This window comes from Evansella cellulosilytica DSM 2522, from assembly GCF_000177235.2.
Lineage (GTDB): Bacteria > Bacillota > Bacilli > Bacillales > Salisediminibacteriaceae > Evansella > Evansella cellulosilytica.
On the sequence record NC_014829.1, the window covers coordinates 729,502 to 750,293 of the forward strand.

22 protein-coding genes are annotated in these 20,792 nt (G+C 35.4%); 14 read left to right on the forward strand and 8 right to left on the reverse strand.

The window, feature by feature from the left end; all coding sequences use genetic code 11:
- The first annotated feature begins 88 nt into the window (after nucleotides 1-88).
- From BCELL_RS03360 to BCELL_RS03395, 8 genes are all read left to right on the forward strand, one after another.
- Nucleotides 89-373 (forward strand): hypothetical protein, encoded by a 285-nt coding sequence (locus BCELL_RS03360; protein ID WP_013487266.1) that lies wholly within the window; start codon nucleotides 89-91, stop codon nucleotides 371-373.
- A 270-nt stretch (nucleotides 374-643) separates the two neighbouring features.
- A complete protein-coding gene (locus BCELL_RS03365) occupies nucleotides 644-844 on the forward strand; it encodes a cold-shock protein (RefSeq protein WP_013487267.1) in 201 nt (66 codons plus the stop codon).
- A 558-nt stretch (nucleotides 845-1,402) separates the two neighbouring features.
- Entirely contained in the window at nucleotides 1,403-2,485 is a 1,083-nt protein-coding gene (locus BCELL_RS03370) for a Gfo/Idh/MocA family protein (RefSeq protein ID WP_013487268.1), read from the forward strand.
- A gap of 47 nt (nucleotides 2,486-2,532) precedes the next feature.
- The gene (locus BCELL_RS03375) at nucleotides 2,533-2,844 is read left to right on the forward strand and encodes a Dabb family protein (RefSeq protein WP_157184166.1); all 312 of its coding nucleotides are present in this window, start codon (nucleotides 2,533-2,535) and stop codon (nucleotides 2,842-2,844) included.
- A gap of 113 nt (nucleotides 2,845-2,957) precedes the next feature.
- Nucleotides 2,958-3,374, forward strand: coding sequence for a YhfM domain-containing protein (locus BCELL_RS03380; protein WP_013487270.1), 417 nt, complete (start codon nucleotides 2,958-2,960; stop codon nucleotides 3,372-3,374).
- A gap of 74 nt (nucleotides 3,375-3,448) precedes the next feature.
- Nucleotides 3,449-4,000 carry a DUF1648 domain-containing protein gene (locus tag BCELL_RS03385; protein ID WP_081457224.1) on the forward strand — a complete coding sequence of 184 codons (552 nt, stop codon included), beginning with the start codon at nucleotides 3,449-3,451 and terminating at the stop codon, nucleotides 3,998-4,000.
- 236 nt (nucleotides 4,001-4,236) lie between these two features.
- Nucleotides 4,237-4,986 (forward strand): glycerophosphodiester phosphodiesterase, encoded by a 750-nt coding sequence (locus tag BCELL_RS03390; RefSeq protein WP_013487272.1) that lies wholly within the window; start codon nucleotides 4,237-4,239, stop codon nucleotides 4,984-4,986.
- A 21-nt stretch (nucleotides 4,987-5,007) separates the two neighbouring features.
- Nucleotides 5,008-6,291 (forward strand): MFS transporter, encoded by a 1,284-nt coding sequence (locus BCELL_RS03395; protein WP_013487273.1) that lies wholly within the window; start codon nucleotides 5,008-5,010, stop codon nucleotides 6,289-6,291.
- Between the two features lie 233 nt (nucleotides 6,292-6,524).
- On the opposite strand, the gene BCELL_RS03400 is transcribed toward BCELL_RS03395, so the two are convergent.
- Nucleotides 6,525-7,169: a class D sortase gene (locus tag BCELL_RS03400; protein ID WP_041808121.1), complete on the reverse strand. Its 645-nt coding sequence runs from the start codon at nucleotides 7,167-7,169 to the stop codon at nucleotides 6,525-6,527.
- A 7-nt stretch (nucleotides 7,170-7,176) separates the two neighbouring features.
- A complete protein-coding gene (locus tag BCELL_RS21455; protein WP_013487275.1) occupies nucleotides 7,177-8,145 on the reverse strand; it encodes a processed acidic surface protein in 969 nt (322 codons plus the stop codon).
- A gap of 273 nt (nucleotides 8,146-8,418) precedes the next feature.
- Here BCELL_RS21455 and htpX point away from each other — a divergent pair, with 273 nt between their 5' ends.
- The 3 genes from htpX to aac(6') all read left to right on the forward strand — a co-directional run bounded on the left by htpX (nucleotide 8,419) and on the right by aac(6') (nucleotide 10,676).
- Nucleotides 8,419-9,321: a protease HtpX gene (gene htpX / locus BCELL_RS03410; protein WP_013487276.1), complete on the forward strand. Its 903-nt coding sequence runs from the start codon at nucleotides 8,419-8,421 to the stop codon at nucleotides 9,319-9,321.
- A 403-nt stretch (nucleotides 9,322-9,724) separates the two neighbouring features.
- Entirely contained in the window at nucleotides 9,725-9,991 is a 267-nt protein-coding gene (locus tag BCELL_RS03415) for a hypothetical protein (protein ID WP_013487277.1), read from the forward strand.
- 241 nt (nucleotides 9,992-10,232) lie between these two features.
- Nucleotides 10,233-10,676, forward strand: coding sequence for an aminoglycoside 6'-N-acetyltransferase (aac(6'), locus tag BCELL_RS03420; protein ID WP_013487278.1), 444 nt, complete (start codon nucleotides 10,233-10,235; stop codon nucleotides 10,674-10,676).
- A 142-nt stretch (nucleotides 10,677-10,818) separates the two neighbouring features.
- Here the strand turns inward: aac(6') and BCELL_RS03425 are convergent, their stop codons facing one another.
- Entirely contained in the window at nucleotides 10,819-11,301 is a 483-nt protein-coding gene (locus BCELL_RS03425) for a helix-hairpin-helix domain-containing protein (RefSeq protein ID WP_013487279.1), read from the reverse strand.
- A gap of 320 nt (nucleotides 11,302-11,621) precedes the next feature.
- Here BCELL_RS03425 and BCELL_RS03430 point away from each other — a divergent pair, with 320 nt between their 5' ends.
- Complete coding sequence (locus BCELL_RS03430) at nucleotides 11,622-12,818, forward strand: hypothetical protein (RefSeq protein WP_013487280.1); 1,197 nt, start codon at nucleotides 11,622-11,624, stop codon at nucleotides 12,816-12,818.
- Nucleotides 12,819-12,845: 27 nt separating this feature from the next.
- Entirely contained in the window at nucleotides 12,846-13,136 is a 291-nt protein-coding gene (locus tag BCELL_RS03435) for a hypothetical protein (protein ID WP_013487281.1), read from the forward strand.
- Nucleotides 13,137-13,155: 19 nt separating this feature from the next.
- On the opposite strand, the gene BCELL_RS03440 is transcribed toward BCELL_RS03435, so the two are convergent.
- Nucleotides 13,156-13,647, reverse strand: a complete 492-nt coding sequence (locus tag BCELL_RS03440) for a CBO0543 family protein (protein WP_013487282.1) — start codon at nucleotides 13,645-13,647, stop codon at nucleotides 13,156-13,158.
- 121 nt (nucleotides 13,648-13,768) lie between these two features.
- Here BCELL_RS03440 and BCELL_RS03445 point away from each other — a divergent pair, with 121 nt between their 5' ends.
- Nucleotides 13,769-14,191: a hypothetical protein gene (locus BCELL_RS03445; RefSeq protein ID WP_013487283.1), complete on the forward strand. Its 423-nt coding sequence runs from the start codon at nucleotides 13,769-13,771 to the stop codon at nucleotides 14,189-14,191.
- A 292-nt stretch (nucleotides 14,192-14,483) separates the two neighbouring features.
- On the opposite strand, the gene BCELL_RS03450 is transcribed toward BCELL_RS03445, so the two are convergent.
- From BCELL_RS03450 to BCELL_RS03465, 4 genes are all read right to left on the reverse strand, one after another.
- Nucleotides 14,484-16,178: a methyl-accepting chemotaxis protein gene (locus BCELL_RS03450; protein WP_013487284.1), complete on the reverse strand. Its 1,695-nt coding sequence runs from the start codon at nucleotides 16,176-16,178 to the stop codon at nucleotides 14,484-14,486.
- Nucleotides 16,179-16,425: 247 nt separating this feature from the next.
- A complete protein-coding gene (locus tag BCELL_RS03455) occupies nucleotides 16,426-17,406 on the reverse strand; it encodes a Gfo/Idh/MocA family protein (protein WP_013487285.1) in 981 nt (326 codons plus the stop codon).
- A 266-nt stretch (nucleotides 17,407-17,672) separates the two neighbouring features.
- Complete coding sequence (locus tag BCELL_RS03460) at nucleotides 17,673-18,425, reverse strand: SDR family NAD(P)-dependent oxidoreductase (RefSeq protein ID WP_013487286.1); 753 nt, start codon at nucleotides 18,423-18,425, stop codon at nucleotides 17,673-17,675.
- Between the two features lie 180 nt (nucleotides 18,426-18,605).
- The gene (locus BCELL_RS03465; RefSeq protein ID WP_013487287.1) at nucleotides 18,606-20,435 is read right to left on the reverse strand and encodes a UbiD family decarboxylase; all 1,830 of its coding nucleotides are present in this window, start codon (nucleotides 20,433-20,435) and stop codon (nucleotides 18,606-18,608) included.
- Nucleotides 20,436-20,792 lie beyond the last annotated feature (357 nt).

Sequence of the window (20,792 nt, forward strand, 5' to 3'; positions counted from 1 at the left end):
TTTTATTTCGCAAGCAACAGTGACTGATAAAATGAATGTAATCATTCAAATATTCTTTCGATCTTTAACTAATAAGGGGTGCATAACAATGGATTACATATGGTTGGCTGTAGGGATAGCAATTGCAGGATACTTTATAGGCGATGGTTTGAAAAACTTTAAAAATCCAGATGCTAAAAATATAGTAGATTCTATCAATGAAGATGATGACCATGAACTAATTAAAGAAAATTACGTACATCATCATATAGGATTATCTAAGGAGGACGCAAAACAACTTAGAAATACTTATCCAGACATACCTCATATTAAAATAAACGATACAATCTATTATCCTAAAGGAAAGCTACGCGAATGGTTAAAGTCTCTTTAAGACAAAAAACTCTTACTTAATCATTGTCTTCCAATATGAGGGAAGTGTTGTTCGCTTACTAGATGACTTCATTTTTTCAATAATCGGAACAATTAATCTCAATCATTTAAATAATTCTTGCTATTATCAATAATATCTGTTAATCTTAGTAAGAATTATTTTTGTTCGGTCTGTAAGGAAAGAATAGTATTTAAACTTTTCGCCTTTGATTTCTAATTGAGCAATAATAGTATTAAATTGTGGAAATGATCCACATAGGAGGAAATATACATGCAACAAGGTACAGTAAAATGGTTTAACGCAGAAAAAGGTTTCGGATTTATCGAAGTTGAAGGTGGAGACGATGTATTCGTACATTTCTCAGCTATCCAAGGCGAAGGATTTAAATCTTTAGACGAAGGTCAAGCAGTAACTTTTGACGTAGAGCAAGGTCAACGCGGACCACAAGCTACTAACGTTAACAAAGCATAATAATTGATAAAAGGACTCTAATTAGAGTCCTTTTTTTTATGATAAGAAAGTATATTCTGCGCCCACTATAAGGACTCCCTTATAGTGGGCTTTTAAGTAAAATGGCTATGGAGGAAGATAGAATGGGTAAAAAGCAACCATTTGAGTTTCTCACTATTTTCTATAATCACTCGGTTCTTTAGATTTTACATCACAAATAGTAGCGAAAAAGCTGCACAACTATTAAGGTAATAAGAAAAGGCTGACTAAATATTCAAAAATCCAAATGAATGGGTTTTATAAATATTTTACCAGTCAGCCTCGAAGACAACATGTTACAGGTATTAAAATGGTTGCGTAAAGCATACCACACTATTTCAAGAAAACCTAATATATTTCAAAAAATTATTAATTTGTCGAATTATATGTAGAAAATATCGAAAAAGTAGATATGTATTCAATAACACCTGTCCGATGATATAATTATTTGGAGTGACATAAAATTCCATGTTGACTCCAAAAATGTATTCGCTTCACCATACTATAAAGTGCTACATTAACGGATTGGAGGAATTTATTATGACAAGGCTAAAAGTAGGTATCATTGGTTGTGGTGGAATAGCATTCGGTAAGCATTTACCGAGTTTATCTAAGCTCGATCAAGTAGAGATCGTTGCGTTTTGTGATATTGTTATCGAAAAAGCACAAGAAGCAGCAGAAAAATATGGTAAGGAACAACCATTAGTTACGACAGATTACCATGAGGTATTAAATGACAGTACCATTGATGTTGTACATGTATGTACCCCCAATATTTCTCATTGTGAAATTTCTGTAGCAGCGCTTGAGTCAGGGAAGCATGTCATGTGTGAAAAGCCAATGGCGATCAATGCAGAGGAAGGACGTCTCATGGTGGAGGCTGCCAAGAGGACAGGGAAGAAATTATCGATTGGCTATAATAATCGTTTCCGTCCTGATAGTCAGTTTTTACATAAAGTTTGCTCTGAGGGGGATCTGGGAGAAGTATATTATGCCAAAGCCCATGCAATTCGACGAAGAGCTGTTCCAACTTGGGGTGTGTTTTTAGATGGCGAAAAACAAGGTGGAGGACCATTAATAGATATTGGTACTCATGCACTTGATTTAACTTTATGGATGATGAATAACTACAAGCCTAAAATGGTTGTAGGTTCAACATTTCATAAATTAGGAAAAAAGGAAAATGCCGCAAATGCTTGGGGACCTTGGGATCCTGAGAAATTTACAGTCGAAGATTCTGCATTTGGTTTTATAAAAATGGAAGACGGAGCTACAATTGTTCTTGAATCGAGCTGGGCACTTAACTCTTTAGACCAAGACGAGGCGAAGTGCACACTTTGTGGAACAGAAGGTGGTGCAGATATGAAGGATGGTTTAAGAATTAATGGAGAAAAGCATAGTAAGCTTTATACGGAAAAAATTGAGCTTGATACTGGCGGAGTAGCTTTCTATGATGGAAATGAAGAGCAAGATATCGACTTAGAAGCACGTCTTTGGATTGAAGCAATTCAAAATAATACAGAACCGGTCGTTAAACCTGAGGAAGCACTCGTTGTTACAGAAATTTTAGAGGCAATTTATCAATCTTCAAAATCTGGGGAACCTGTTTTCTTTAATAAATAGATGGAAGAGATAATATATCAAATCCTAATAAATAAAGGAGAGGAATAATGATGAAACAAGGAACAATTAAGCATATGGCATTCTTTACATTAAAGCATCCACTAGATGCAAAGGAAACAGAAGTTTTTTTAAAGGACGGAAGAGATATTCTAAGTAATATTGATGTCGTAGAAAACTTTGAAGTCCTTCGACAAATAAGTCCAAAAACAAATTTTGATTTTGGATTTTCTATGGAATTTAAAAATCAAGATGATTACGATACATACAATAACCATCCTAATCATGTTGCATTTGTAAATGATCGTTGGTTAGTTGAAGTAGAAAGATTTCAAGAGATCGATTACGTGCTCTATAAATAAAAATCGAGTGAATCGTTTTACATTAGTGAAGCGGTTCACTCGTTTTCCCAATGTGCTATTAGGAGTAATAAGTAATAAGTAATGTATAACATTGAAGAGAGTTGTGGAGACAAATGAAAACTAAAATGTACTTTATCATCACTTTTTTCATCGTGTTACTTTTTGGTTGCACACCTGGAGAGACGATGGACTTATTAGATGAAGAAATCATAGAGGTGAAGGTATCAATGTCACAATGGCTTGGGAACATGAATCAAGAAGCATATCTTTCAATAAAGGATGAGGAAATGATTGCGGTCTTTTCATCAGCAATATTATCTGCTCGTGAACAAAAGAAAGATAATACTCTTTCTAGCCCGGACTTTGATGTTATTGTTGCTTATAAGGAAGGCTATCCTTCTCACGCCATGCATCTTTGGCTAGGTGACGAGAACGAAGAAAGTACTTTTAGCTACTTTATGGGAGATGCAACGTATATAACGCCTTCCGTAGTTACTAATCAATTGAGAGAGATCATTTCTTCACAATAATTTTGACAATCTAATCTCTGATAGTCATGCTATACTAATGAGTGCTAAGGAGCATAGTTATTTTTGGAGGAGACATGAAGATGCAAGCCAATAATAATAAAAAACATTTTACATTGATAGATATATTAGCGGTCATTACAGTTCTTTTTAGTATAGGATATGTGGTTGCTTATTATGGATCTTTACCAGAGGAAATTCCGACTCACTTTCATGCAACTGGTGAGCCCAATAGTTGGGGGGGAAAACAGTTACTTATTGGTTTATTAATTTTACATATTTTTGTATTTAAGATGATGTTTTTCATGAACTTGTTTATAAGAAAAAGTGATCAAGCTTTAAAATTTTTAAATATACCTACTGTTAACCCGAAAAAATTAAGCGATGATCAAAAAGTGGTAGTACAAAGATTATCTAGCCAGATGATGAGTATAATTAATTTGATAGTTGCTATTCTCTTTTTTACAATCATATATGGAATGATTCATGTAGGCTTAGGAAAGCAAGATGGGCTTGGTGCCACTACACTTATTTGTACGATTATACTGATTATTATTCCTATTATATACATGTTCAAAATAATTAAAGCAGCAAAAGTGGAACAGCAGTCTGATAAGCATATGAGTTAGTAATACGTGGGCTGTTGGGAAAAAAGTGAACTTACGCTCTCCTATGCAAATGATGATATAGGGCAAGTGAATTTTTGTAAGCGTTAACATTAAAGGGTCGTAAATGATTGATAAAGCTTTCGTAAATTTTTAGTAACAATGAAGTGCAAGGGGGGGAGGAAATGGTAGTTTAGTATAGAGACACATAGAATGTAAGGAGATAGATGCTAAGACGAAATTAAAAGAGGTGATTTCACTTGAACACAAACACACTTATTTTCGCTCACAGAGGTGCGGCTGGGACACACCCTGAAAACACAATGGAAGCTTTTAAGGCAGCCAAGCTTGCTGGAGCAGACGGGATAGAATTTGATGTACAAATGACGAAGGATAGGGTGCTCGTTGTTATTCATGATGAAACGGTAGATCGAACAACAAATGGAACTGGTTGGGTGAAGGATTTTACATATGATCAATTGAAACAGCTTGATGCAGGAAGTTGGTTTGACGAATCCTTTCAAAAGGCGAATATCCCTACGTTAGAAGAGGTGTTTAAATGGGCAGCAAATACTTCTTTATTATTAAATGTAGAGTTGAAAAATGGTGTTGTGCAATATGAAGGAATAGAGGAAGCGGTAATTGATTTGATAAAACAATACAAGCTTGAGGATCGTACTGTTATTTCCTCATTCAATCATTATAGTTTAGTAGAAGTTAATCGATTAGATTCTAAGTTGGAAACAGCCATTCTCTTTATGGAAGGGTTGTATGAACCATGGAACTATGCAAAAAATGTTGGAGCAACAGGATTACATTGCTTTTTGCCAGTTGCTGTTCCAGAACTGCTTGTTGGGGCGAGGGCTAATCATGTTCAAGTGAGGCCATTTACAGTAAATGAGGAAAAGCATATGTACGGTTTAATAAGAGGGCAATGTGATGCCATTATTACAGATTGGCCAGAAAAGGCTGTTCAAGTTCGAGAGGCTGTAAAAAAGGAAGTTAACTAAGCGGACATTGGGGGAGTTCGAGTGAAACAACATATGCCATTTTCGTATGGAAAAATCTTTGCGATTGGTAGTGGGTTCTTTGCGTTAATGCTTATTTGGACATTTTACAATGCGTATATGCCATTAATACTAGGTGACTACATCGAAAGTCGAGCGATTCGTGGGGCAATTATGGGTCTCGACAACTTGTTAGCGGTTCTCCTTATCCCGATCATAGGGGCATGGTCAGATAAGGTAGATACTAAACTAGGGAATAGGCTCCCGTTTCTAGTGGTGGGAATGCCTATTGCAGCGTTATTTTTTATCCTTATTCCTTACGGGGCAGCAGTAACATTATGGGTTCTACTCGTAGTAGATATTATATTTTTGTTAGCAATGACGATATATCGAGCACCTGTCATCGCACTGATGCCAGATCATACTCCTCCTGACAAACGTTCAACCGCGAATGGGATTATCAATTTTATGGGGGGAATAGGAGCTTTAGTAGCACTTTTTGGTCTATCTACTTTATATGGGATTGACCGCTCGTATCCTTTTATTATCGCAGGATTGTTATTATTTTTAGCATTTATGTTACTTTATTTTGTCGTTGATAGAAGACCACCTTATGTCGATAGCTCTAAAGAGGACTTAGAAGAGGTTAAAGCTACCCAATCTTTCTTTCATGGCCTTGGAAAATTAAAAAAGCCTGAATTTAGAGGACACCTATTTATCCTTATTGCTATTTTCATTTATTTTATCGGCTATGCTGGTTTAGAAGCACAGTTCACCGTTTATGCAGTGGAGTACTTAAATATGGAAGAGAGCACTGCAGGTTTCACACTTGGATTCTTCAGCTTAGCATTTGTTATTTTTGCCATCCCAGCAGGACTCCTTGGCTCAAAACTGGGTAAAGCACCGACAATGTTAATCGGCTTAGTTTTGTTACCTATAATTTTTGTGTCAATTCCGTTTCTTCCATCAATAAGCACTGTAGCTCCGAGTATTAATCAAGTGCTTTTATTACAAATAGTTCTCTTTATCGGAGGTATTGCATGGTCGTTTATAAATGTGCAAGCATACCCACTCGTTTCCGATTTAGGTGGGAAAAATAAAATTGGATATTTTACAGGATTATATTATTTATTTTCTATGGCTTCTTCCATTGTTGCGCCAGGGATGTTAGGTTTACTAATGGATATTTTCTCTCATCCTTCGTTATTTTACGGTGCATCAGTAACGTTTTTAATAGCGTTTTACTTTTTAAGAAAGGGAAGCTTGATAGTCCGCCAACAACATAATAATAATTCTTTTAGTGCTTAAATTATTTGATGTGATAATTTTTGTTGTAGATTTGAAATGATGTCAACAATTTTAGAAAAGGACCTCCACTGAAATTAGCATCAAGAAAAATGATTTAAACGGGTTAAACAAACAAGCTCCAGAAATATACATCGCTTTTCGTGGAAGGTAACTACCTTTACTCTCCCTAAAATCTATGTTTATTTCCGGAGCTATCGTTTTAGATTATTGGCTTTTACTAAGTTCCAAATTACTTATTTAGTCGATGCCTTAGCAAGGTTATTGTCGTTCTTTTCACTTTGTATAAGTGTTGCTTCAAGGATATAGCGCTCTGGTGCATTTCCAATATATTGAAAAGGATAGCACGTACTAACCGTTAATGTTGCTCTTGGACGTGGAACAATAACAGTTCTATCATCACTATCGACGATACGGACTCGTTGCACTTTATAAGTGAATTGACCAGCAGCTGTAGTAACAATAAGCAAGTCGTCTACACCTACCTCACCTAGTTTACGAAATACAGTATCCCTATGTCCCGCTAATACGGAATTATCCTGTTCTCCAGGCAAAACACTCCCTGCATAGTGACCTACCCCACGCTCCAGTTCATCTTCATCAGTTCCGTGAAAAATTGGAAGGCTAGCGTTTATTTTTGGAATAGATAACAAACCAATTTCATCACCAATTTCAGGACGAGAGGGATAGAGTGGAACGACTATATTCCTGTCACCGGATTCCCTCATACTAGCATCTACTACAGGAGATGTTATCACTTTGTTATCTCCAGTTTTATAAAGGAAATATCCTTTTAAAAACGTATATCCATTAGTACTAGAAAACCAAATTCCGCCGACAATACAGCATATAGCAAGTGTGAAATAAATCTTTTTTCTCATTTTGCCACTAAAGGACCTTCACTTTTCGGAAAAAGTATAATCCTGCTCCGGAAGCGAAGAAACCTAATAAGATGTTCAACAAAGAGTGTGTCGCAGTATTAGGGAGCTTGCCACCCTTCTCAGTTTTTACCACATCATTCTCGGAAACTTCTTTAGAAGCTTCGACAATTGTTTTCCCTGTGTCTTTAATGAGTTCTGAACCGAATAGGTCCGCAGTTAGTAATATGTCAGCAAGGAATTCATCATCATAATTATAGAGCTCAATTAAAAGGTCATATCCATTAGTAGACGTTAGTGCAAATAAGCTTGAAAGTGAGATTGACTGCTTCTCATCTTTCTTTACTAGGAAAAATTCTGTATTAATTTCTAATATTCTAGCTAGCTCCTCACCGATGTATAAAAGCTCAGCCACATCTTCTGCTGAAAGCTCCGATGCACTTTCAAAATCCCCAAGTGCAAGTATTCTTACAAGAAGTGCTTCTAGTTCATTTTCAAGATTAGGGTTATGGTGATATACATATTCTAAGTGCTCTAACAAACGAAAAAATTCGTCTTCGTCAATTCCGATTGATTGAAAGAATTCGAAAACATAATCGCTTAACCAATCATCACCATAAAAATAGTCTTCTAAGTAAAACTCAAGATCAAATGTAAACTTTAACTCATCTAGACTTACACCATACTCAGCAAGAATAGCTTCTAATTCTGTTAGAGTAATGTCATAGTCTACCAACATTTTGTTTACAAACTCATCTGTTATGACGGGTCCTAAAAAGTCCTTTAATTCCTCAATATCATCAAAGTCGCTAAGTTCAAGCCAAAAGGAAGCCAAATATTCCTCGAGCTCTCCTTTTTCCCAATTTAATTCTACTAAATAGGAATCAAGTTCTTCATTACTTACTGCTGCACTTGTGACTTGAGGGACGAGGGTGAATGCAAGAATAGCTAGCATTACAAAGGTAACCAACTTTTTCATCGTAACTTCCTCCATTATTTTTATTAGACTTCCAGATGATTATAATCTGAATTTAGTGAAAAAACTACATATTTTTTGAAATAATACGATTATTTTAAAATAACTTATTAATTCGTTTAAATACTGCCGTATTCTTAATTTTACTATTTATCCCTCATTCACCTATGTAAGTTATTGAGAAAACTCAAAAAAAATGGAAGCATCGAATCTATTTTATTTTCATCATTTCATGGTAGAATAGAAAAGTATATTTTGATCATGGAGGCGAAAAAAATGGGTAAACGAGTAATGTTTTATCTTTTAACGAATATTCTGGTTTTAACAACCATTGTCATTGTCTGGTCACTTCTCACAACCTTTACTGAGCTTGGTTCTTTCCAAGGTGCTGGTGGGATTAATTATGGGACACTAATGATATTTAGTATTATTGTTGGTTTTACAGGGTCATTTATATCTTTAGCAATGTCACGTTGGATGGCAAAAAAGATGATGAAAGTAAGAGTGCTAGATCCAAACGGGCCACTGTCAGCACACGAACGTGATATTGTAGAAAAGGTACACCGTTTATCACGTGCTGCAGGCCTTATGCACATGCCTGAAGTTGGTATTTACAACTCAAAAGAAGTAAATGCTTTTGCGACTGGACCTTCAAAAAAGCGTTCACTAGTAGCTGTATCCTCTGGGTTAATCACTGTCATGGATGACGATGCTGTTGAAGGCGTTATTGCCCACGAGGTAGCACACGTTGCTAATGGCGACATGGTAACAATGACATTACTACAAGGTGTCATCAATACATTTGTAGTATTCTTGTCAAGAATTGCGGCAATTGTTGTTTCTCGTTTCGTACGAGATGAACTACGTTGGATCGTTCAATTTGCTGCGATTATTATTTTCCAAATTCTTTTTTCCATACTTGGAAGCATTGTCGTAAGTGCTTATTCACGATATCGAGAATTCCATGCTGATCAAGGTGGAGCTGATTTAGCAGGACGAGACAAAATGGCACACGCGCTACGTTCTCTAAAAGCACACGTAAACCGTGCAACAGTAAACGACCGAACGGATGATTCAGCAATCCAAACAATGAAAATAAGTGGAAAAGGCGGAGTGATGAGATTATTTGCTTCCCATCCAGAATTGGATGAAAGAATTGCTCGATTAGAGCAGCGCTAATGTCAATAAGAGATGAGGGGGGACTCAAAAGGTGGATTGTTACCTAATGAGTCCCCCTTTTTAATATAAGGTGATATGTGCACAGAGTATAATACCCTTTTGTAGTGAGAGGGAGTAGAATAAAATGAACCAAACTTTTGAGAAAAGTGTATCAAGTCCTTCCTTACTTGAGTAGCATAATAACTACTATACAGAACTCTTTGATCGTCGTTTCGATGTTGAAGGATCCTAGCTTATCTTATACTACATAATATTTTACTATTTAAATTCCGATTAAAATAATGATAGAATAAGATGAAGTGTGTAAGATTATGATGTAAAATGTATTTTATTGATTAAGCGACTTTAAACTTCTTGTTTAAGAGAAGATAGTTTTATATTTTTGTAGTGAGGAGGCTTTGTGATGCACGAAATTATCGTCGAAAAAGAAAGTAACGGAATGGCAGTGACAGCCCTTGTTTTAGGAATTGTAGGATTGGTCATTGGTCTTATCCCATTTATTGGTTGGTTTATGCTCCCATTATGGTTTCTTGCTATTATATTTGGATTAATTGGTAGAACTAAGCATTATCAACGAGGGATGGCAAACGCAGGAATTATTCTAGGATTGATTGCAGTAATCTATAAGTTTGGCTTTTGGGTGCTTATTTTTTATTTAGGTTCTTTATAATTTTAGAATTTATCTGTTATTATCCATAAAAAACAGAGCTTAATTGCTCTGTTTTTTTATTTGAACATGTAAGAATATACATACCGTTTTAAGTTGGAAGTTGTCCTGCTCAAACTTTCTTCCCTGTCTATTATATATCAACACTAAATTCAAGGTGTTTCTGCAGGAATTTCTAACCTTTCGTGAGAATTAATTAACGTTAGTTTTTTACAAAAGTTGTAATTAAAAGGAGGTAAAATAAATGAAGAGAATCATCGATTTTGAACTAGCACATATATCAAGTCTAGTGGAAATGGCACTTGATTTATGGAAGGGAAGTACATACGATGACCTAAAAAGTATGTATGAAAAAATATATTTTAGTCACAAAGAACATGTTTTATTATATGAATGTGAGGCAGATTTTCTAGCATTTATTCAAGTTTCCATTAGAAATGATTACGTGGAAGGATCGCATTCTAGTCCAGTTGGTTATGTAGAAGGCATTTATGTAAAGCAAAGCCATAGGGGAAATAAAATAGCGAAGGAACTTGTAGCAGCCGGAGAGCGCTGGGCTGCTACAAAGGGTTGTAATCAAATGGGGTCTGATATTGAGTTACATAACGATATTAGTTATGAATTTCATAAAAAAATTGGCTTTCAAGAAGCAAACCGAATCATTTGTTTTATTAAAGATATAAAATAAAGAGATATATCATTAGTATCTCGTTACCTTACTATTACATGTTGCCTAATTTTCCCCCCATAATCGAATGTTTAAAGACACTCCAATGGGCGGCAATTCTTCATTGCAGGTTGACTCAAAAAGTAAAAATCAATCATTTGAGTCAACCATCTCTTTTATCATGCCAAGCCTTTCTAGGACGAGAAATCGGATAACCATATTCTTTCCTAAATGCTTTTCTTTCGTCGGTGAAATCATGCCATTGTTTATCGCTATTAGGGTGATTTGCATGATGTATAACACAACGGAGTTGATCCTCAACACAAGGATCTGTCCAGTAACCTAGTTTTTCTTCAAGTTGATTAAGGAGTGTGGCTCCATCCATTTTTTTCATATCATTTAAATGATAAAGTTCAAGTTTATAGACTAAATCCTCTGATAGTCTTACCCCGATAGAAGGTATCATTTGAAACTGCGCTAGGCCCCTAAGCGTTAATGCCCGTTCGTAACTTGCATTTATTATAATCGCTAAATCCTCTGCATCTACTCGAGAAATGTCACTAATTTTCAATTTTACTTTTCTTAAGAGAGCTTTTTCCTCTGTTGTTAATGGTAGTTTTGGACGTTTCATACTCTTCGTTTTCATTAGTTCTGCCTCCATTAATAAAAATTTGATGTTGGCCGACTTACTTTAGTTCTTTCACATTAACCTGTTAGAATGGCATTGCTATCTATTTTTTCTTCCTATTCAAATATATTATATACGATATAAGAGTTTATAACAAGAACATACGTTCGTATTTTCTGGTAGACTTAGTATACACATAAAAGGTGTATGTTACACTGTAAAAGAGTATTAAAGGCGAATGTGTTTGTTATATAGACGATATTGTAGCGCCACTACATTTAGATAAAATATCTCTTAACCTAGTAATGATTTTTCAAAACGATGAAGGAAGTGGGATTATGAATGAGAAATTCACTAAAATATATGAAAACAAAGAATTATATTGGCCGAAATTTAATCTCGTCGCCTTTGCTGTGTACAATAATAAGTTTGTTTCCATATACAACCATCCTACAGTTTCCTCTAGTGATAATCCATATGAAACAGCTAATTGGAAAGATGTATTTTTTGGTGCTGAATCAATTATTACATTTGAGGGACATCCAACTGCGATAGTTAATGAAGACTTGCATGAAAATGAGGCTTCTGTTTATTCCTTAATAGCGCATGAATTGTTCCATGGACATCAATACATAAATAATGAAAACAGGTATCCAAATGAACTGCTAAGTATTTCTTATCCATTATCAGAAGATAATGTTGAGTTACGTAATCAAGAAAGACGAGCGCTTTATAATGCTGTACGCTGTTCAACGGCGGAGGAAAGGGCCGATAACCTATCCACATTTTTTCAACTAAGGGAGAAGAGAAGAGGGGAGCTCGGTGATTACCTAAAGTATGAGGAGTTGGTTGAAACGATTGAGGGACCAGCGTGGTATGTTGAAGCTAAGGCGTATTCACACATAACTGGCACCCCTTTTAAGATCATCATTGAAAACAATGGTGAAAGTCTATTAGATCAAATAGAATCTTCAACATATATAAGAAAAAGCTGCTACAGTTCAGGGATGTTTATATGTCTTCTTTTAGATGAGGTGCGACCTGACTGGAAAGAGCATTTCTTTGATTGTCAATTTTCCATTTATGAGCTTTTATATCAAGTAATAAACGCCCCGATTCATCGAGAAGTGAAGGAACTCGTAATCAGTAAAGCTACGAGAGAGATTATCTCTTATGTAAAAGCAATGAAAGAAAAACTATTCATTGAATGTGAAAAAAAAGAAGGACATCATGTATTGATAGAAGGGGACATAGCTTTAACTGGGTTTGATCCAATGAATATGGTGGCTAGTGGAAAAAGGCTATTACATCAACAGTTCCTTTTCGTATCCATTCATGAAAAGAAACTGCATTTCAATCAACCAGTCATTACCTTTTATAGAGAGGAAATGTTAAAACCTCATAAAATCCATGTTGTTTTACCGACTCCACCAAAACAACATCAAGTCAATAGAACAGTTATATTAGATGGGATCGGAAAAATAAAAGGCTTATTAGCAAAAAAAGGTGATACATACTTAATTAAATGTAAATAGAGTCATACATAAAGGAGCGTCATCAAATTGGACTTTATATTATTAATGAGCATGTTTATAGTTTTTTTAGTAGTTCGGTGGAAACAAAGCGACATACAATGGCTGCACTTGATCAAAGATATCGCTATTTTTGGATGTGCTATCTTTGTATTATATCTTGTAGGTAGCTATATTTCTAAAACATTTTCTATGTCGTTATCTCCATTTGATTACTTACCTGAACCTGTACAAATATGGGTTGGAGCTACATTCTTTTTTACTGTCACATGTTATATTTCATTTAGGGCATGGAAAACAACAGGGAAAAATAAAGCGTAAGATTCATCCGTAATTTTGTTTATATGAGTGATAATTGATCACCATTACCTTTTCTAATAACTGCAATAATCAAACGGCATAATAAAAACTTAAACATTAAACTAATAAACGAGTGTTTCCAATCCCACCCTTTTTTCCAAGTAATAAGATCGGTCTTTCTGGCAGCAACCGTTTCAATAAATACTTGTGGAATAATGAAAGGAAATAGTTTAAAAAACAAGCCGCTTGGCTTACTATGTAATGTCCATTGGTTGTAATAAAGCAAAAGTAGTGGGTAATGAACCAAATCAAAAGGGAAATGGATAAGAAATTTATTTTTAAATGGGCGAATGTTATATTTTAAATACCCTTTTGATACAAGAAATTTATCAGCATACGTGTTTCCAATACAGCTTACTAAAAAAACGATAATCCAATCCTTTAGTGGTCGCTTTATTATTGCGAATGGCAATAAAACTAAGCCAGCAATTGTGATAATAAGTAAAAAAGATATTTGGTTTTTTTTGCTCATATGTGATCCCTCCTTGTCTTTAAGGTATCCTTAATAAAATGATAGAATACAACTAGGATGGCACCATTTTTTTACATATATATTTGTATCAAATCAATTCTTATTAGAGTAGGAGCGCATTATGTTTTATCAAAAATTTATTACTAGTATTTATACAGCGGTAGTATGTACTGTTGTAATGACTATCTTTTTCCCTGTATATGGACATCTGTTTGGGTATATTATGTATGCCCCATTTGTGTTAGGAGGGGTATGGTTTGTAGGTATTCCAACAGCGCTTGTTAGTGAATGGACCATTAGTTATATAAAAAATAGAGGGAAGCTTCTCTTAAAGTTTTTTATTTTCATGCTTCCTATATTGTATATGTTCATCATATATGACGAGTTAGCTATTGCATTTATAACGATGTTTGTAGCTATCACATTCTTTCTCGTTGACTTCGTCATAATAAAATATTTTAATATTAAAATGGTAAGGTCTGTTGGATTATGGTTATTAGGCTTGAGCTTTTTTGTATGGTGGTTACTAGCGGGGTTACCTTAAGAGTGACTTAAGGTAGATTTTTTCAACCAAGCGCGAATCCCTTAGGCAATTTAAAAGAAGGTGTCCCAAAAGCTATTAAAAGTTTTGGCAATGGCTCCACTCACCGCGCGACCACTATAATTTATACTTTTCTTTCTTTAAAAAAACCACTTATAGTGGTCTTTAAGGGATTGCGGTGTCTACGCACATTGCTTAGAGGTTTACTCAAAAGGTAAAAAATCGACCTTTTGAGTAAACCTCTCGTGTGACAAGCGCTCTTTGCCATGACTAGTTTTTTATGGGGATCTCTTCCTTATAATTTAAATTTTTTTACTGATTCCTGTAATTCTTCTGCCATATTCGCCAATGTATGAGACGTTGCAGATATTTCCTCCATAGATGCATTTTGCTCCTCAGCAGCAGCTGCGACATTTTGTGTAAGCCCAGCAGTAGTTTGTGAAACTTCAGTGGTTTCCTCGATAGCATTAACCATCATGCCGGTACTTGCAGAGATTTGTTGAATTGCAGCTGAAACCTCCTGTACTTGAGAAGAAACAGATAAGATATTATTAGAAATGTCTTTAAATACAATCCCAGCATCATCCACTTTTGTTTTTCCAATACTGACAGCACCTTGTCCGTCTGCTATAGAGTTAACTGATTTGTGGATGTCACTCTGAATTTCTTCAATCATTTGACTAATTTGCTGTGCAGATCTACTAGATTGTTCAGCAAGTTTACGGACTTCGTCAGCAACGACTGCAAAGCCTCTGCCATGCTCACCGGCCCTTGCAGCTTCAATGGCAGCGTTTAGTGCAAGCAAGTTGGTTTGTTCAGCAACCTCGGTGATAAGTGTTACTATCTCACCAATCTTGCTGGATTTATTACCTAATTGTTGTATAAGATACGAAGTTGCCTCTGTTTTTTCATGAATATGATTCATTTGGATGATTGTTTGCTCTATTACTTTTCCGCCATGAATTGTTTTATTTGTGGATTCTTGTGTTGAATCGTTTACAGTTTGAATATTACTAGATATTTGCTCCATACTTGCTTGGATATCTTTTACAATGTCACTTACTGCGCTTGTTGTGGCTACTTGTTTATCAGCCCCTGCAGCAACTGATTGAATAGATTCAGTGATCTGTTCTGTTGCATTACTCGTTTCTTCTGAACTTGCGCTTAATTGCTCTGAGGAAGCTGCTACTTGTTCGGAAGTTTCAGCAACATTTTGAATTAATTCAGTAAGATTCATTTTCATATCGTTAAAGCTAGTAGTTAAATTTCCTATTTCATCTCCGGAACTGTCAATTAACGTAGTGGAAAAGTCGCCTTCCCCAGCTTTCTTTAGCGCTTCTGAAACTAAAGTCAATCTTCTTTTTAAACGATTTGAAAAGAGTAATACGATACTTACAGCTAAAACTAAAATAATTCCTAAAGCGACTAAAAATAATGTCACCGTCTGGGCGATAGTTTCGTCAATGAATTCTTGGGATGCACCAACATACCACATTCCGATCACTTCATCATTTGCATTATAAATAGGTTTATAAGCAGTTTGAAAAGTGTTTCCTGAAACGTCAGCTTCACCAACAAAAGTTTGTTCATTGTATAAAACGGTATCAACAATGTGAGGAGATGCTTGTGTTCCGATATTTCTTTCACCATCGATTACTACATTTGTAGTTACTCTAGTGTCTTCTAAAAAAGCAGTGACTGTACCACTCGTCATTTCTCCAATGGTGTCCATAAGTTCAAAGTTGTCATTAATAACAGTGTCGCCCTTGTATAATAAACCATTCTCAACACTCCAACTACCAGGATACCTTTCATCCACATAACTGTATGTAAGAGTCAGATCGGATTCTGCCTTAGCAATTGCAGCTTTTTTAATGCCATCCGTTATTTGATGATGCACTAAAAAACCAATGACTAAAGCAAAAATAAGAAGAATAGAAATAACGAGCAAATTAATTTTTGTACCAAATTTCATCCGTTGCAGTATCAAGTTGATCAACCTTTCTCTGATTTGTTGGGAAATAAAATATAAAATATATATATCTATTAAATAAAATTATATATTAAATATACTTTACCGGTAACAAAAACCGACAAAATCCGACTTCTAGGTAAAAAAGACCTAGCAAGATAATCTAGAGTAGAAAGCTCCTCTGATTTACTTTGCTAGGACTAAAGTTTGAATGTGAGATTTTGACCCGGGTTCACTTTACTCGGCTTCTGCACAGATTTGATTATTATCTTATCATGTAGCTTAAATTCCAATCATCTTTAATTTTATCCATTAACTTCATGATTTCTAATGATTCATTCAGTGGCATGATGGGACTTTCCATTAATCCGTGATGAATACAATGACCAACCTCTTCTATTTCAAATTGGTAACCTAATGATGCTCTTTTTTCTTGGAATATTTCGACCTCACCATTTTTCTTTTTTAATGTTGCATTTGAAGCCATAAAGAATGATGGTATATGGATTGTTCCTTCTGTTCCATGAATAGATGCATGATTACTTAAATCCACTCTTATAGCACCGTGTAAACTTGCCGTATTGCCACCTTCATAAGAAAGGGTAATGGAAAACTGTTCATCTACACCTGTATCTCCGATAAATGCTGTACTTAATATTTTCTCTGGATTAGTTCCTAAAATCATAGAAGCGAACGAGAGTGGGTATATACCGACATCAAGAAGAGCGCCACCGCCGAGCTGTTTATTCAGTAGTCTACCGTTTGGATCCCAGGGCGCGTTAAATCCGAATTCAGCATTGATGTGACGAACTTCTCCAATGCTGCCATTATTTACCCACTCATTTACTTTTTTTATAGTAGGAAGATAACGTGTCCACATCGCTTCCATTAAAAATAGTTTTTTTTCTCTAGCAAAAATGATTAATTCCTCTAGTTCACCAGCATTCATCGTAAAAGGTTTCTCACAAAGTACAGCTTTCCCTGCACGTAAGCAAGTTAGCACATTTTCTTTATGATATGGATGTGGTGTTGCAACGTAAATGGCATCAATGTTACGATCAGCTGCAAGCTCCTCATAGCTTCCGTAGGCACGAGAAAATGAATGTTCTTCTGCAAATTTTTCTGCACTTTCCAATGTTCGTGAACCAACTGCATATTTAGCTGCACTTTTAGCAAACGATAAGTCGTTGGCAAATTTACTAGCGATTCCTCCTGTACCAATGATTCCCCAATTTATATTCATCATTATCACTATCCTCTCATTTAGTCTTATTTGTTAAAACATACATCATCAAACGATTTTATTATAAGAAAATTCTTTCATTTAATATTATAAATCAAAAAAGAGAGTAACGAGTCAGATTATATTATCTTTATAATAGATATTAGAGAGATTTAATAGTCATTTTATAGAGTAGTTCCTTCATAGAACGATTTGAACAAAATATAAGGCTGAGGCAAGTGGTAAAATACAGTACCATTTGCCTCAGCCCATTCGTCTACCACAATATATTAAATGACGTACGGTGTAGCTTTAATTTGTTCAGCTTTCGAAACAGCAGCTTCTAAGCTCATTCCTGTAAAAGTTTGAGCTGGGAAGAAACGGCCACTTTTTTTGTCATCTACAAAAGCCCCAATGGTGATACCAGGAATAACGGTTTCAACCTCGCACTCTGCATTTTGGCCACCTAAGTCTGTTTTACACCAGCCAGGGTCAGCTAAACTCATTACTACATCTGTTCCATCTAGTTTAGAGGATAAATCTTTCGTATATTTGTCTAAAGCAGCCTTACTAGCTGCATAAGCGGATAGCTCTGGTTGATTAATAATGCCACTCGTTGTATTAATAACTCTTCCAAAACCTCGCTCGATCATCCGAGGAACTAATCGGTTACAAATGGTTGTAATGGAGATAAAATTAATTTGAAAGCTTTGTTCGAAATCCTCAACAGGAGTATTCCAATAATTTTCTCTATAAGCAGTTTGAACAGCAGCATTATTAAAAATGATATCAACTGTAGTGCCTTTTTCATCAATCTTATCGAGCATTGCAACGACTTGTTGATGATTATCGAGCTCTGCTTCAATACTATAAGCATCGACCCCTAGTGCCTTCACATCGTTTTCTAATTCTTTAGTATTCTTTAAGCTTCTGCTATGTAAAATAAGGTTGCAGCCTTGCTTTGCCATAAATGTAGCAATTTGATAACCAATTCCCCTGCTTGCACCAGTAATAAGCGCCCACTTTCCTTTAACATTGACCATAATAGTATTCTCCTTCTTTCATGTAAGTCGTAATAAATAAAGTAATCATAGCTTAATAAGTATTGTAGTTCAAGCTTTTCATGCTGAAATGAGGGTGACTAAAAAGATAATAACATACCTTTTTAGACACCCTTCATGTAATGTTTCGATTGTATTGGAAAAAATTTGGATCCATATAGATTAGCCTATTTCTGCCAAGCTTCCGCCTTTTTCAAATAATCTTTTTATATTCTTTTCCACTTGAGGATCTGGAATAAGTGGTGGCGCATGGTGGGGCTTTGTTCTAGTGTCAATGATGACATTATCACATCCCCAATGTTTATGATCATAAAAGCTATTAACGCCGTACATATCATGAGATGGGTTACTTCTAGTAAAGGTCACCCATAAGAAATTACTTAACGATTCACTAATAAATGTACTATCATCACACAAGATAATCATTGGACAAGTAGGTATAGAACCTTTTCTATTGATTAGGTCATTAAAGGCTTGTATTTCTTTCGCAGTGCTTTCGTGATCAGAAAACTTTTCCCCTTCAATAGCGACAACACCTGGCATAACAAGCTTTGGATTTTTAAATGAATCAAGATCCTTTAACTGATCAGGTACTTCTGTACACAAATCGCGCTTTTTATCCCCGCAAGCCGCTATAACGACTTTACTCCCAGTGTTTAAACCGGTACCAGTATAATCGAGTGTATCAATTGTTGTGTTCGTTTGAAAATGAATATCTCTACTTAAATCGATTCGTTCCAATATATAACCTAAAAATTCTTCTTCGTTATGGGTACTTAAAGGCTTGTCCTCTTCAGCGGCTATAAATAAATATTTCGCTAAGCTTAATTGCCCAGTTCCTAGAATTCTATTTGCAATTGTAAGTAACTCAGCAGGTTGCTTTACTTTTTGGTACGGCGTATAACGCTCACTACCGATTGCAAATAGCAATGGATGTACTCCTGCAGCATCAACGGCATGTACTTCTTTAACACCAGGTATTTCTTGTTTAATAGCACCACCAGTTAATTCATGAATAAGCGCACCGAAAGCTGTATCTTCCTGTGGAGGACGTCCGACAACAGTAAACGGCCAAATGGCATTTTCTCTAGCATACACTTTGTGTACTTTCATTAATGGAAATTCGTGAACAAGACTATAGTATCCAAGGTGATCACCAAAAGGACCTTCTGGCTTTGTTTCCTCTGGATAAATTTCTCCTGTTATAACGAAATCTGCATCATTACTTATACAATAGCCATCCTCATAGCTGTATCGGAAGTGTCTACCTGATAGCATACCTGCAACAGTCATTTCACTAAGGCCTTCAGGCAAAGGCATGACAGCTGCTAAAGTGTGCGAAGGAGGCCCTCCGATAAAAATACTTACCTTTAATGGTTCACCACGTTTATTTGCTTTATGCTGATGAACACCGATGCCACGATGTATTTGATAATGAACGCCAATCTCTTTATTTAATTCATAGTCGTTTCCAGTTAACTGCACACGATACATACCTAAGTTAGCATTCATAATCCCAGGCTTATCAGGGTCTTCTGTATACACTTGCGGTAGTGTGACGAAAGCCCCACCATCATCTGGCCAATGATGTATGAGTGGCAGGTCGGAAATATTTATTTCCTGAAAACCAACAGGTCCAGTGTTCCTTTTTTTTAGCGGTAGTGCTTTTGCTCCTGTTAGCCCATTACCAATTTGTTTAAATGGATTTTTTAACGCCTTCATAGGGTCATTTCTTAAACTAATGACATTTTGTGTTTTGTCCCATGATTTACGAAACATAAATTTACTACGTTCAATTGTGCCAAATAAGTTTGATACAGCACGGAATTTTGTACCTTTAACATTCTCAAACAATAATGCAGGTCCTCCTGCTTCAAACACCTTTAGGTGAATGGCGGCCATTTCAAGGTGAGGATCTACTTCCTCTTTTATCCGGATAAGGTGGCCGTGTTTTTCAAGATCTAGAATGCACTCTTCTAAATTTCGATACATAATTAATCTCCTATTTTTATATTTTTTCTCTTAATAATTCAAAAGTATAGGTCATGCTTTATTTATTTACAGTATATCAAAAAAATGAGTTGCAGTAATTTATCATTCGTTACATTAATTAGACAATTGAAGAACGAAAGTATTGTATTTTACCAAATTGTGTCTCGCGTTCGACATAATTTTTATTGAGATATTCTAGCAAGTATTGATTTGAAATCCAATAGCTAGTAAAATGGGACTTTAGTATCAATATAGAAAACAAACACTTGGGAAATATGTGATTTTTATACTAGGGATAAATTCATTTAAATTAAAGCGGTTACATTTTTCTGTAAAGGTGATAAAATATTATAAGAG